Raw genomic sequence first — 13,732 nt, forward strand, 5'->3', positions numbered from 1 at the left:
GAAAAAAGGGGGTGACCAGTGCCGCGCCGCCAATGCGGTCAAGCTGGCGATGCCCGAAGGGAGCGCCGGGCGGCGGCACGGTCAAAGCGGTGCGGGTCAGTCGCCCGAAATCCAGCGGATGATGTTGGCCATCAGCCGGCCGTAAAGCGGCCATGCCAAAAAATCCTGCGACAGCCAGTGCGGGCCGATGTCGGTCGTCCAGGCGGCGGTCCGGCCCTTGCCGTGCTCGCGCACCGAAAGCAGCGGCCAGTCGGCGCCGCGATAATGGCAGGAGGCGAGCAGCCTGGAGCTGCCGTCGCGGCGCAAGTCCGTCTTGTTCATGCCGAGGATCGGCGGCAGCGGTCCGTCGATGCCGGCAAGGATCGGATGAGACGCCTGAAGGATGGACGCCTGCAAGCCCTGCGGCACCTCCAGCCCATCGCCGAAAGGCAGGCAGCGCACCGGCAGCACATCTTCCACCGGCGTGTCGTGGAAGCGCGCCGTGCCGAACATGCCCTGAAAGCCCATATAGCCGCCAGCGAGCATCAGCCCGCCACCGCTTTCGACATAGGCTTTCAGAACGTCGAGGCGGTTGACACCGACACGGCCGGCGCGCGCTTGCGGCGTGACCAGCAGGCTCAGCGCGCCGACATCGGAGATCACCACAGCGCCATAGGGCGCCAGCGCTTCGAGGTCGTAGGGGAATTCGGCCGGGCAGCGTTCGCCGCCGATCTGGGTGATCGAGATGCCTTCGGCGGCCAGAGCGGCGTTGAAGGCGACGGCGCCGTTGACATAGGCGGCGCTCGTCAGCACCTCGGTGCCGGAAGCCACCGATGTGGTGGCCGAAAAGGTTTCGCCCGCAAGCAGGATCTTCATGCCTAACCGTCCGCGCGATCGAGAAAAGAGCGGCGGGCGCCGAGGCGCCCGCCGGGTTGGAAAGTATCAGAACTTGAACTCGGCCAGGTTTTCCGGCGTCACGATCTTGGCCGGGCCCAGCACCAGTTCGCCGCCGGCGCCGATCGTGTATTCACCGAGACGGCCGGCGTTGAACTTCTCGCCTTCCTTGCCGGTGATCTTGCACTGCGCCAGGGCCTGGGCGGCCTGGTAGGTCAGGTAGCCAAGATCGGAGACGTTCCACCAGATGTCCTGGGCGGAGCCGTCCTTGATGTATTTCGAGATCAGCGTCGCGGGCGCGAGGCCGGTCAGCTTGACCTTGCCCATCAGGCCGGCTTCCTCCAGCGCGCGTGCCGCGGCCGGCAGGCCGATGCCGGCCGGAACGATGATCGCCTTCAGGTCGGGGAAGGCCTGGACGAGAGCCAGCGCCTGCTGCTGGTTGACCTGCTCGCTCTCCTCGCCGTAGGCGACCTGCACAAGCTTCATCTTCGAAAATTTCGGCTCGGCCGCCATCTTCTTCTTCATGAAATCGATCCAGGCGTTCTGGTTGGTGGCGGTCGGCGTCGACGACAGGATGGCGAAATCACCCTCGCCGCCTATCAGATTGTAGGCGCTTTCCAGCATCATCTCGGCGAGGCTGTCGCCCTTGGCCTGGTTGGCGAACACCGCGCGGGCGTCACCGGCGACGTCGGAATCGTAGGACACGACCTTGACGCCCTGCTGCGCCGCGCGCTTCAGCGCCGGGGCGACGGCGTTGGCGTCATTGGCCGAGATGGCGATGACGCCGACCTTCTGGGTGACAAGGCTGTTGATGAAATCGATCTGCGCTTCCGCCGTAGCTTGCGAGGGCGCGACCTGAATCGCCTTGCCGCCGATCTCCTTGGCGGCCTCCTCCGCGCCCTGCTGGGCGACCTTGAAATAGGGATCGGTGTCGAGCTTCGGCAGGAAGCCGACGGTCACCGGTTCCTTGGCGCATTCGTCGGCGAAGGCCAGCGAAGCAGGGGCAAGCAGAACCGCGGATGCAAGCAGGGCCAGTCGAAACGCTTTCATTGTACACTCCTCCGTTTAAGAATTCGGGCTTGCAGGAAGGGGCCCGAGATCACCCCTTGGTTTCGCGCAAGGCGCGCGATCTTGAGAGGCGCTCCTCCAGGGAGCGCCAGTAATTGCCGATAAGCAGCGAGCCGATCAGAAGCAGGCCGATGATCATGCCTTGCGCGTCGCCGCCGATCTGGTTGAGCGCGAGCACGTTTCGGATGATGGCAATCAGCACCAGCGCCAGCATGACGCCAGTGAGCTTGCCCTTGCCGCCGAAGACGCTGACGCCGCCGAGCAGCACGATAGTGATGACGTCGAGCTCCATGCCGAGCGCGTTGTTGGCGCGCGCATTGGCAAGGCGCGCCGTGTAGACGACGCCGGCGATGGCCGCGACGACGCCCGACACGACGAACAGCGAAAGCACCATGTGACGGGTGTCGATGCCGGAGTAGCGCGCGACTTCGGGGCTGCCGCCGAGCGCATAGAGCCGTTTGCCCGTGGCGGTCTTCTGCAAGACGATCGCGAAGACCGGCGCCAGCAGGAGAAACGGCACGATGGTCCAGGGGATCTGCGTGCCCGGCAGGTTGTTTATGCCGAAATCGACGATTTCGGGCGGCAGGATGTTGACCGAACCGGTGCCGAGCAGGATGTAGCCGATGCCGCGATAGAGGGCCATTGTGCCCAGCGTCACCACCAGCGACTGGAGGCCGAGCGCCGACACCAGGAAGCCGTTGAAGGCGCCGAGCAACGCGCCGAAGACAAGCGTCAGCGGGATCGCGGCGAAGGTCGGCATGCCGGCCTGGACGGCCAGCCCGAAGATCACCGAGGTGAGCGCCAGCACCGATGCGATCGACAAGTCGATCTCGCGGCAGATGATCAGCAGCGTCATCGGCAGGATCAGCAGCGCCTTCTCCGAAGCGCTGGCGGCAAGCTGGGACAGGTTGAAGCCGGAGACGAAGTTCGGCACGAAGATCGCGGCATAGAGGAAAACCGCAAAGCAAGCGGCGGCGAGCAGCAGGTCCCAGAAGTCGATCGAGCGGAGGAATTTGGTCATCTCATCCTCGCCTGTCTGGCCTGCTCGGCGCGCCGCACGATGAAAGTGTCGATGCCGATGGCGACGAGGATCACCAGGCCGTAGACACCCTGCAGCCACAGCGGATCGACGCGCACCAGGGTCAGCCCGTTCTTGATCACCAGCAGCGTCAGCGACCCGAGCACGATACCGAGCAGCGTGCCGGACCCGCCGCGGATGGCGACGCCGCCGACCACGGCGGACGCGATCACCGTCAGCTCGAAACCGAGCGCGACGCGCGCGTCGATGGTCGCGTAGCGCGAGGCCCAGAGAGCGCCGCAGAAGCCGCCGAGCAGCCCCGCCAGGCCGAAGGCCATCAGGATGCGCCGGTCGACCGGAATGCCGATGAGGCGCGCGCCATCGGGATTGGAGCCGGTGGCGAACAGCTCGCGCCCGATCGCCGTGCGGTAGAGCAGCACATAGCCGGCGCCGAGGATAAGGACCGCGATGGCGACGATCAGCGGCACGCCGGCGAGTTTCAGCCCGGTCATGTCGAGCCACCTTTGCGTCACCTCGTCGGCGCTGATCTGGTCACCGGCGGCCCAGATCGAGTTGAAGCCGCGGAAGATCGACATTGAGGCTAAGGTGACGACGATCGCCGGGATCTTTCCCCGGGTGACGACGAGGCCGTTGATGAGCCCGCAGACAGTGCCGACGGCGCAGGCGGTCGCGAGGCCAATGGTAATGTCGAGGCCCGGATAGACCTGCACCATGCTGGCCGCCATATAGGCCGACAGGCCGATCACCGAGGCGATGGAGAGATCGATGTTGCGGGTGATCAGCACCAGCATCTGGGCAAGTGCCGCGACCACCAGCAGCGCCGCGTCCATCGAGACGGCCGTCAGGTTGGCGGCGCTGACCATGCGCGGGTTGATGATGGTGACCGGAATGGCGACCGCCAGCATCGCGGCAAGCAGACCGAACTCGCGGCGCTTGAGGATATTCGCGGGGCCTTTGCTTGCTTCCTCGAGCGCGCCCTGCTCTGTTTGCGTCGTCGCGCCGGCCTGCTCGACCGTGCGGGTCGCGGCCTCGAGCACTTTTTCCTGGGTCGCCTCACGGCTCGAAAACTCCGCGGTGCAGTGACCTTCGCGCAGCACGACGATGCGGTCGCACATGCCGATGAGCTCGGGCATTTCGGACGAGATCAAAAGGATCGCCATGCCTTGGGCGGCAAGGTCGGCGATCATGGCATGCACCTCGGCCTTGGTGCCGACGTCGATGCCCTGTGTCGGTTCGTCGAGGATCAGGACGCGCGGCTCGGTGCGCAGCCATTTGGCCAGCACCACCTTTTGCTGGTTGCCACCGGACAACTCCTTCACCGGCTGACCATAGCCGGCGAAACGCAGCTTCATGCGCTGCAGCCAATCGGCGACGAGGCGGATGGCACGGTCGGCGCCGTAGAGGCCGAAGCGCGCGGCCTTGTCCAGCACCGGCAGCACGGCGTTGTCGAGGACGCCGAAATCCATCACCAGGCTCTGGCCCATGCGGTCTTCCGAGACATAAGCGATGCGGGCGTCCATGGCGTCTCGCGCGGAGGTGAAGCGCACCGGCTTGCCGTCGATAAGGATTTCGCCGCCGTCAGGCTGGTCGATGCCGAACAGCACGCGCGCGATCTCGGTGCGGCCGCTGCCGACCAGACCGCCGAGCCCGACCACTTCGCCGGCATGAAGCTTCAGGTCGATATCGGCGAAGGCGCCGGCGCGCGAGAGCGCCCTCGCCTCCAGCACCAGCGCGTTGGGTTTTTCGCGGCGATCCGGATAGAGATCGCTTACCTCGCGGCCGACCATCATGGAGATCGCCGCGGCGCGGCCGAGCTCCGCCTTCGGCTGGACACCGACGAGGCGGCCGTCGCGCAGCACTGCGATACGGTCGGCAACGCGGAAGATCTCATCCATGCGATGGCCGACGAACATCATCGCCACGCCGTGCGACTTGAGATCGGCGACGACGGCGAATAGCCGCTCCACCTCGCGCTGCGAGAGCGCGGCGGTCGGCTCGTCCATGATCAGCACGCGGGCGTCGAGCGAGAGCGCGCGGGCGATCTCGACCAGCTGCTGCTCGGAGGTGCGCAGCGCGCCGAGCCTGGTGTCGGCCGGCACCGCAAGGCCGACAGTCGCCAGCACTTTTCGCGCGCCGGCGAGCATGGCGGCGTTATCGATGCCGCCGAAACGGTCGCGCGGCATGTGACCGAGATAGATATTTTCCGCGACCGACAGGTCGGGAAAGAGGCCCGGATGCTGATGCATGACCGCGATGCCGGCGGCCTGAGCGTCATGCGGCGAGCGGAAGCTGGCGGCCTTGCCGTCAACCTCGACATGGCCATCGGTCGGCGCATGCACGCCGGCGAGCAGCTTCACGCAGGTGCTCTTGCCGGCGCCGTTCTCGCCGAGCAGCGCCAGCACCTCGCCCGAGCGCAATTCGAAGGAAACGTTCTTCAGCGCAACAGTGCCGCCAAAGGCCTTGGTGGCGCCGACCAGCGCCACCGGTGCAACTGCCTCTGCCGCCGTCGCGACGGCTTCGCCAAGCGCGCCTTGCCGCAGCACGTTTCCTCCCAGGTCGTAGTTATTTTTTCAGTTTGCTATATTAAATATGTCAAACTCGCAACCGGAAAATTGACTTCCTTGTGCGCAACGCGCAGTGTCGCGTCGCGCTCGCTCGTGGTCTCGGATCCTTATGGCCGTGACTACGGATGGAGCCGGCCGCGCTTGCGGCAGACTTGGGAGATGGCGTTTTGTCGGGAAAAGGCAGTAATTCGGTCAAGGTTCGGCACTATAACGAACGTTTCGTTCTCGACGCCATCCGCCGCTTGAAGGAAGCATCCAAGTCCGATCTGGCGCGTGCTGCACACCTCACCCCCGCCGCCGTCGCCGACATCGTCGACGGACTGGAGCAAGCCGGTTTCGTAAAGCAAGTGGGAAAAAGGTTCGGGCAGCGCGGGTCGCCCTCGATCCTCTACCGGCTGGCGCCGGAGCGCATCTACAGCGTCGGCATCAAGATCGGCCGGCGTGCGCTGGAAGCCGTGCTGGTCGACTTCGCCGGCGAGGTGCGGGCGCGCGCGTCGCATGAATACCGCTATCCCGACCCGGATCTGGTGCGCAGGGCCGGCAACACCTCGCTTACCAATTTCGAGGCGCTGGTCGACGGCCTCGACGATGCCTCGATCGTCGGCGTCGGCATCGCCTCGCCCTATTTCCTCGGCGGCTGGAGCGAGGAGCTCGGCTTTCCCGATGATCTCGGCGATCGCTGGGAAGCGATCGACCTCATGACCTTCTTCGCGACGCCGCCGAAGGTCCCTGTGTTCACCGAGAACGACGCCACATCGGCGGCGTTGGCCGAGCTCGTGCAAGGTGCCGGCGCGCGCTTTCACGATTTCATGCATATCTCGATCGACACCTTCGTCGGCGGCGGCCTAGTGCAGAGCGGCAAGGTGCATACCGGCCCGCATGGCAACAGCGCCGCGCTCGGCCCGCTGCCGGTGTCGCCGTCAAGCCTGGATTCGGTGGCGGCCAAGCCCGCGCGCTATCAGAGCCTGCTGCACCGCGCCTCGATCTATGTGTTGGTCAACCATCTCAAATCACGCGGCATCGAGATCGTCCGGGTGCGGGAGCTCGACCCCATGCCGGCCGGCGCGCGCGAGCCGCTGTTCGAATGGATCGAAGACTGCGCCAACGCGCTGGTAGAGGCGATCATCGCGATCACCTCGGTCATCGACATCGAGGCGATCGTGCTGGACTCGATCCTGCCGCGCTCGATCCATCTCGAACTGCTGGCGAAGGTGCAAAGCCAGTTCAATCGGGTCAGCGCCATCGGTATCGTCGCGCCGGAAATCGTGCCTGGACAGTTCGGCCCCGAGGCCTCGCCGATCGGCGCGGCGATGCTGCCCTTCTCGGCGCTGCTCGCGCCCGACAGCAGCGTGCTGATGATCGGCAAGGACCGGACGAAGCTGCTGGGGAGCCTCTCGGCGCTCGCCAGCCAGTGCTGAGGGCGAAGGCGGCGGGGTGGCTGTCACACAGGCAGGCTTGTCGCACCGGTCGAAAGATGGGGCTCGCCGGGCGTGGCTGTGGTGTCAATATTTGTGCCTGCGCCCGTCCTGCCCTTCATCCCACCAATCAACACTCGATCGAGCGACAGCCCGCCCGCGCCGCTGAGCGCCAGGATGAACATGCCGCCGGCGATGGCGAGATCCTTCTCGAAATGCAGCAATTCGTTCTGGCTGGCGAAATTGGTGTGGAAGAGGCCGGCCGTCATCAGGCAGAACAGGCCGAGCCCGATCGCGCCGAGCCGCGCCAGGATGCCGAGCGCCACGGAGAGGCCGGCGCCGAGCTGCAGCGCGATGGTGGCCAAAAGCAGCGGCGTGCCGACGCCAAGCGCGGCCATCGCCTTCTGAGCGCCTTCGAAATGGGTCGCCAGCTCCAGTCCCTCATGCACGAAGATCAAGGACAGCAGCAGCCGGCCGGCCAGCAGGACCGCGTCCCTCGCGTGAAGTCTTTCGGCAAGTTCGATCGGTGACATGGTCGGCTCCAATCTTTGGAAAACAGGTCGCGCCGCGCGTCCCTATGGACGCGCGCGTTGAAGGGTCGGAGCCGGCGCGAGGGAGAGGAACGCCGGCTCCGGTTTTCGGGCGCTACCGCCGTGGCGCCCAAAAGGATGGCGAGCCCTTATGGGCCGCCTACTTCGTCACCTTGGTGTCGATGGCCTGCTTGAGGTCGGAGAACTCCTCGCAGCCCGACGGGCAGAGCTTCTGCAACGAGGCGAGTTGCTCGTTCGCCTTGGCCATGTCGCCGGTCTCGACATAGAGCTCGCCCAGATATTCATGCGCGGCCTTGTGGTCGGGCTGAAGTTCCAGCGCCTTGGTGTAGTAAGTGAGCGAGGTCTGGTAGTCGCCGGTCTTGCGCAGCGTGAAGCCGAGCAGGTTGTAGACGTCGGCCTGCTGGGTGTCCTGCGCAAGGTCGCGCAGGTCGGCCAGCGCGCCCTTGTAGTCCTTGGCCTCGATCTTGGCCTTGACGGCCGTCAGATCCGGCGCGTCGGCGCCTTCGATGTCGTCCACGGCATAGGCCGGCACGGCGATGGCGATGGGGGCCGCGGTGAGCACCGCAATGGCGCCGAGCACCGCGAAAAGTGCATGTTTCATTGGAGTTGCCGCTTTCTGTTCAGGATCCGATTCTGATCAGATCTGGGTTGGGGTGAAGGCGTAGGCGTTGCCGTCCTTGACGAAGCTGCCTGTGCCGGGGAACGGGAAGTGCGACCCGCAGATGCGGACATTGTCGGCGATCACCTGGTCGATGATCCGGTGGCGCGTGGTGATCGCCATCGGCCCATCCTGGTCGTAAGCGCCCTGCCATTCGGGATGCGGGGCAAGCAGCGCCGGCACGTACATGGTGTCGGCCGAGACGAGGAACTGCTCGGAGCCGGCATCGACATGGTAGACGGAATGGCCGGGCGTGTGGCCGGGCGCCGCCATGAGGCGGATGCCGGGCACCACTTCCGTGCCGTCGTCGACCAGCTTCCAGTTCTTCCATTTCGGAAAGTTCTCGGCGATGCGCTTGCCCGCCGGCTTGCGGCCCTCGGGCAGCTTGGCGAGGCGGCTCGGATCCGTCCACCAATTGTATTCGGTGGCGTTGACGATCAGCTCGGCATTCGGGAACACCGGATTGTTGGTGCCTTTCTCCATCAGGCCCCAGACATGGTCGGGATGGAAATGCGAGATCATGATGGTGTCGATCGCCTTGTAGTCGATGCCGGCGGCCTTCATGTTGGCCGGCAGATGCGTGGCGTTGGCCTGCCACTGGCCGACGCCGGAGCCGGCGTCCATCATGATGGTGCGGCCGTTCATCTGAAGCACCACGACGGTGAGCGGGATCGGCATGAATTCGGTGGTCAGTCCGGCCTTGGCGAGCGCCGCCTTGGTGTCGTCGACCGACACATCCTTGATGAAGGCCGGGTCGTGCGGCTTGCGCCAGATGCCATCATAGATGGCGGTGAGCTCGAGCGAGCCGACCTTGTATTTGTAGAAGCCGACCAGCGGCTCGACCGGGGTTTCGGCGTAAGCCGCGGGCGCGAATTCCAGCTTGCCGGCAATGCCGAAGACTGCCGCGGCGGCGGCGGAACCGAGCACCATGCGGCGTGTCATGTTGAACATCAGAAATCTCCTCTTGTGGCTTGCGCGTTTGCTTCAGGGTTTCAGGCGGTATGAGAGAATGGCGGAGGGCCCGGTGCGACCCTCCGCCGGCTGCGGAAACCGGAGCCGGCCGGTCCGACTGAAGACCGGCCGGCGCCGGGGAGATCGGGACGTCTGGTCGTTGACCCAGGGCGAGGCGTGCCTTCCTCGCACCGGCATCAGGACCTTCGGCCCCGCCTCCTGGGCGAGGACCTTTCGGTCCTGACTCCTAGCTCAGCGACCCCAGATGCCCTGGCCGGGCTCTTCCGCAGCGATCCTGGCCGCCGGCTTCATCTCGTGGCGGTCCATGTCGGGCTTCGCGATAGAAGCGGTGGTGGTGGTGTCGACGGCGGCGGCCTGCTGGCCGCCATTCGTCGAGGGGAAGTGGTCGCCGCCGGCAAAGGCGCTGCCGGTGGCAACGAGGATGGCGAGAGCGGTGAAGACGGTTCTATTCATACGCGTATTCCTTCCGGGTTGGTTGATGCGTGCCTTGGGAGGACGGTCTCGCTACAGCCAAGACCCGGAAGGCCCGGGCTTTATTCCCGGGCGCGGGAGAATTTTTTCGGAATACATGAAATCAGGATTGAGGCGGGCCGGACGCCGGCCGTCATCGAACTGTCACACCCAAACGGGTGGCGCATGCTAGAAACGCTGCCTGGCCGCCCCCCGCGACCTCGACCGCATCAAGAGCCGGCGAAGCCGCCATGAACATCGCCCTCCCCGCCGAAGGCACCGATCTCTCGCCCTATCTGCCCGACGAGCACGGGCTGTTCTTCATCTATCATTTCAAGGCCGACGGTTCACGCACCAAGGATCCCGCCGAGGCGCATTGGAGCTGGCGCAGCTACCAGATCACCGACATGCGCGCCCGCCAGGAGATCGGCGCCGAGCAGGCTCTGCCGCAGCCGGTGCGCGATGCTTTCCTGTCGCCCAGCCATGGCTGCCAGATCGATTTCGAGGGCGACTTCCTCTATGGCGACCTGCCCGACCTCAGACACGACTTCGCCGAGGCGCGCGGGCTCACGCATTTCCGTTTCGCCTTCAACGACAAGATGCTGGTCGGCGCCCGCAAGCAGCCGCTGGAATCGGTCGACAAGATCCGCAAGCTGGTGGAGAGCGGCACGCGAAAATTCTGCACGCCGGCCGAACTGATCGAGGCGGTGATGGGCCAGTCGCTCGACGGCATGGCGGCCGAGCTCGACAAGATGGGCGATACGTTGGACGGCATCGAGGACCGGATCGTCGTCGATGCATGGCACAGCGAGCGCCAGGCGCTGGTCGATGCGCGCCGGCAGCTGGTGCTGATCCATCGGCAGATGGCGACGCTCACCAACCTCTTCCGCCACCTCGACCACTCACATCGCAACGAGCTGCCGGACCCGATCAACGACATGGCGACGCGGCTATCGCACCGGGCGCACACGCTGCATCACGACGGCGAGCAGTTGCAGGCGCGCACGCGCCTGTTGCAGGACGAGCTGATGGCCAAGCTCACCGAACGGTCGAACCAGTTGCTCTATATCCTGTCCGTCATGACGGCGGTGCTGTTGCCAATGACAATCATCTCCGGCCTGTTCGGCATGAACGTCGGCGGGTTGCCGCTGGTCGACACGCCGCTGGGTTTCTGGGTGGTGACGGCGATCTCGGTCGTCATCGCCGGCATCATCTATACGATCGTGCGGCGGCTGGGGCGGGTGTAAGGAAAGCAACGGACCTTCGCATTTTCAGTATATCGCGGCTGGCACGCCATTTTTCTTGTGAAGCATTTGGGGCGTGAAGGGCGTTACATTCGCCGTTTCTAATCGATCATAGGTTCAGCCCGGGCGGCAAGAGTCGTGGTCAGGCTAATTTTCCGGCGCGGCTTCTTTTTCGATGCCCGGTTGTCTGGGCGCCCGATTGAACGGGGGCGCCAGCAAAAGCCAGGAGTTGACCCATGAAACTTCATTCCATTCCCAAGAGCAGTCCCGGAATCTTGCGCATGCTATCGCTGGCGGCCATGCTGTGCGGCGCCCTTTCCGGCGCCTCAGCCGCCGCCGAGACGACCAAACCAGCCGCGGCCACTGCCAGTCAGGCAACGACCGCCGTCTCGCCGGAGGAACGCGCCCGGCAAATCGACTGGCGAAATGCGATGGCGCAGGTGCCGCAGCCGAAAAAGGGCTGTTTCAAGGCCGAATATCCCAGCCGTGAATGGCAGGAGATCACCTGCACCGAGACACCCAATTATCCGCAGCCGCCGCGGCGTGGGCCGCATCCGCTGACCGTGGGCAACAGCAACGACGTCGCGGCGCAAGCGCCCTCAGGCTTCATCTCGACGGCGATCGGCTCCTTCGACAACGTCACCAACGTGACCAGCGAAAGCGGCCCGATCGGTAATTCGGGGCCGTCGATAGCCAATGCCTATACATTGCAGCTCAACACCAATTTCTTCCCGAGCTCCGTGTCCTGTACCGGCTCGCCCAATCCCAATTGCCAGGGCTGGCAGCAATTCGTCTTCGAGAACAATGGCAGCATCGCCCGGGGCTACATCCAGTACTGGCTGATCAAGTACAACAAGACCTGCCCATCCGGCGCGAGCTGGAACCAGTTCTCGTTCACCGGCGACACCGATATCTATTGCTGGAAGAACAACAGCCTGGGCGCGGTGCCAGTGCCGTTGCAGCCAGTCACCAATCTTGCCCAGCTCAGCCTGACCGGCAATGTCGGCGCTGGCGGCGACAGCATCAACGTGACGGTCGGCGGGACGATTTATTCGCGCACCGGCGACAACGCCGTCAACGCGGCGTCCGGCTGGCAGACAGCCGAGTTCAATATCTTCGGCGATGGCGGCAACAGCGCCGGCGGCGGTCAGGCGAGTTTCAACAGCGGCGCATCGCTGACGCCGAGGGTGCAGGTGATTTATGGCGGCAACGCCTCGCCGACCTGCGTGGCGCAGGGGTTCACCGCCGAGACCAACAACCTGAATTTTGGCCCGACGGCGCCTTCGGCCCCGCCGCCCGGACCGGCGCTGCTCTTCGTCGAAAGCACAGCCGGCGGCGCGGCGTCGAACTGCGCGGCCGCGGCCGGTGTCGGCGACACCCATCTGACGACGTTCAGCGGCCTGCTCTACGACTTCCAGGCTTCGGGCGACTTCGTGCTGGCGGATTCCGGGCCGGACTTCATCGTCCAGAACCGTCAGGTCTCCGGTGCGCCGACATGGCCGAACGCGGCCGTCAACAGCGCGGTCGCGGCCCGACTCGGCAAGACCACGGTCGCCATCTGCGCCAATCCCCAGAGGCTTGTCGTCGACAGCAAGCCGGTCAGCCTGCGCGGCGGCGCCTTGCAACTCGCCGACGGCGCCGACGTGACGCGAACCGGCAATGTCTATGTCATCAGGAACGCGCGCGGCGATTCCGTCGTCGCGACGCTGAATCCGCCAAACTATATCGACGTCAAGGTCGGTCTCGGTCAATGGCCGGAGAAGGTCGAGGGCCTGCTCGCCAACCCGAAGAACGACGTCAACCTTTTGGCGACACGGGAAGGCCGTATCCTCAAGACGCCGTTTTCCTTCGAGGATATCTACCATCCCTATGCCGAGAGCTGGCGCGTCGATCCCAAGGATTCGCTGCTTTCGGTATGCGGCAGGGAGATCAAGACCGGCATCCCCGGCAAGCCCTTTTATGCGAAGGACCTGAAGCGGGACCAGCTTAAGCGGGCCGAGGCCATTTGCGGCAAGGCCGGCGTCGAGAAGGGCCCGCTGCTGGATGCCTGCATCCTCGACGTCGCGGTCATCGGCAAGGCCGGAGCGGCGAAGATCCACGCCAAGACACCAGCCCCCAATGCCGTCGGCATAATCCAGTAGGTCAGCCCGGCGCGGGTGGTGAAGTTGTCGCCCGCGCCCTCGCCTCAAGCGGTTGCCCGCAGATCCTCGACGACGGCGCCGGCGGCGGCGACTTCGGCGTCGTGGTCGGGTTCGCGCCACGTCTCGGCAAGTCCGGCCGCAAACCATTCGCGCATGGCCGGCAGATCGAGCAGCCGCGACGGATAGGCGGCGGCTGCGCCTTCGAATGCCAGGCCATAGGATTGCGCCCTGAACGCGATGGGGGCGAAGAAGGCATCGACGGCACCAAAACGATCGCCGGCCAGGAAAGGTCCGCCGAAACGCGCAAGGCCATCGTTCCACAAGTCTCCCATCCGGAAGATGTCGTGCTTCAGCGCGCCGGACATGGGCGAAAGCTTTACCCGCACGCCGCAGCTCATCGGGCAGTCATTGCGCAGCGCGATGAAGCTCGAATGCATCTCGGCTGCGGCCGAGCGCGCCCAGGCGCGCGCCTTCGTCTCCGACGGCCAGACGCCCTGATGGCGTTCGGCAAGGTATTCGACGATTGAGAGCGAATCCCAGACGGCCCAGCCATCATCGACAAGACAGGGCACGCGTCCATTTGGCGAGAACTGCCGGTAGAGGCCGAAACTCGATCCGGTCGGGAACGGCGTCAGTCGCTCCTCGAAGGGAATATCGAGGACACGCATCAGCAGCCACGGCCGCAGCGACCAGGACGAATAGTTCTTGTTGCCGATATGCAGAACGTACATCGGGCGCCCTCTGCTTCTTGTTTACG

The 13,732-nt window shown here is 65.1% G+C and carries 12 protein-coding genes; 3 read left to right on the forward strand and 9 right to left on the reverse strand.

What is annotated here, in order from left to right:
• Positions 1–96: 96 nt before the first annotated feature.
• The 4 genes from FJW10_RS15235 to FJW10_RS15250 all read right to left on the reverse strand — a co-directional run bounded on the left by FJW10_RS15235 (position 97) and on the right by FJW10_RS15250 (position 5,523).
• Positions 97–855, reverse strand: a complete 759-nt coding sequence (locus FJW10_RS15235) for a glutamine amidotransferase (RefSeq protein WP_140900720.1) — start codon at positions 853–855, stop codon at positions 97–99.
• 66 nt (positions 856–921) lie between these two features.
• Positions 922–1,923, reverse strand: coding sequence for a rhamnose ABC transporter substrate-binding protein (locus tag FJW10_RS15240; RefSeq protein ID WP_140831186.1), 1,002 nt, complete (start codon positions 1,921–1,923; stop codon positions 922–924).
• A 49-nt stretch (positions 1,924–1,972) separates the two neighbouring features.
• Complete coding sequence (locus FJW10_RS15245) at positions 1,973–2,962, reverse strand: ABC transporter permease (protein ID WP_140900721.1); 990 nt, start codon at positions 2,960–2,962, stop codon at positions 1,973–1,975.
• Positions 2,959–5,523 carry an ATP-binding cassette domain-containing protein gene (locus FJW10_RS15250; protein WP_140900722.1) on the reverse strand — a complete coding sequence of 855 codons (2,565 nt, stop codon included), beginning with the start codon at positions 5,521–5,523 and terminating at the stop codon, positions 2,959–2,961. Before FJW10_RS15250 ends, FJW10_RS15245 begins: the two co-directional genes overlap by 4 nt.
• A 188-nt stretch (positions 5,524–5,711) precedes the next feature.
• On the opposite strand from FJW10_RS15250, the gene FJW10_RS15255 reads away from it, so the two are divergent.
• Positions 5,712–6,962: an ROK family transcriptional regulator gene (locus tag FJW10_RS15255; protein WP_140831180.1), complete on the forward strand. Its 1,251-nt coding sequence runs from the start codon at positions 5,712–5,714 to the stop codon at positions 6,960–6,962.
• Between the two features lie 23 nt (positions 6,963–6,985).
• Here FJW10_RS15255 and FJW10_RS15260 read toward each other — a convergent pair whose 3' ends face one another.
• From FJW10_RS15260 to FJW10_RS15275, 4 genes are all read right to left on the reverse strand, one after another.
• Positions 6,986–7,492: a DoxX family protein gene (locus FJW10_RS15260; protein WP_140900723.1), complete on the reverse strand. Its 507-nt coding sequence runs from the start codon at positions 7,490–7,492 to the stop codon at positions 6,986–6,988.
• Between the two features lie 157 nt (positions 7,493–7,649).
• Positions 7,650–8,111 carry a tetratricopeptide repeat protein gene (locus tag FJW10_RS15265; protein WP_140900724.1) on the reverse strand — a complete coding sequence of 154 codons (462 nt, stop codon included), beginning with the start codon at positions 8,109–8,111 and terminating at the stop codon, positions 7,650–7,652.
• A gap of 36 nt (positions 8,112–8,147) precedes the next feature.
• Positions 8,148–9,119: an MBL fold metallo-hydrolase gene (locus FJW10_RS15270; protein ID WP_140900725.1), complete on the reverse strand. Its 972-nt coding sequence runs from the start codon at positions 9,117–9,119 to the stop codon at positions 8,148–8,150.
• A 252-nt stretch (positions 9,120–9,371) separates the two neighbouring features.
• The gene (locus FJW10_RS15275) at positions 9,372–9,593 is read right to left on the reverse strand and encodes a DUF680 domain-containing protein (RefSeq protein ID WP_140900726.1); all 222 of its coding nucleotides are present in this window, start codon (positions 9,591–9,593) and stop codon (positions 9,372–9,374) included.
• A 248-nt stretch (positions 9,594–9,841) separates the two neighbouring features.
• Between FJW10_RS15275 and FJW10_RS15280 the strand changes: the two genes are divergently transcribed.
• Complete coding sequence (locus FJW10_RS15280; protein WP_140831169.1) at positions 9,842–10,837, forward strand: transporter; 996 nt, start codon at positions 9,842–9,844, stop codon at positions 10,835–10,837.
• Between the two features lie 233 nt (positions 10,838–11,070).
• The gene (locus tag FJW10_RS15285) at positions 11,071–12,975 is read left to right on the forward strand and encodes a VWD domain-containing protein (protein ID WP_140900727.1); all 1,905 of its coding nucleotides are present in this window, start codon (positions 11,071–11,073) and stop codon (positions 12,973–12,975) included.
• A gap of 44 nt (positions 12,976–13,019) precedes the next feature.
• Here FJW10_RS15285 and FJW10_RS15290 read toward each other — a convergent pair whose 3' ends face one another.
• Positions 13,020–13,706: a glutathione S-transferase gene (locus FJW10_RS15290; protein WP_140900728.1), complete on the reverse strand. Its 687-nt coding sequence runs from the start codon at positions 13,704–13,706 to the stop codon at positions 13,020–13,022.
• Positions 13,707–13,732 lie beyond the last annotated feature (26 nt).

Origin of the sequence: Mesorhizobium sp. B4-1-1, from assembly GCF_006439375.1 — a bacterium.
In the GTDB taxonomy this organism is placed as follows: Bacteria; Pseudomonadota; Alphaproteobacteria; order Rhizobiales; family Rhizobiaceae; genus Mesorhizobium.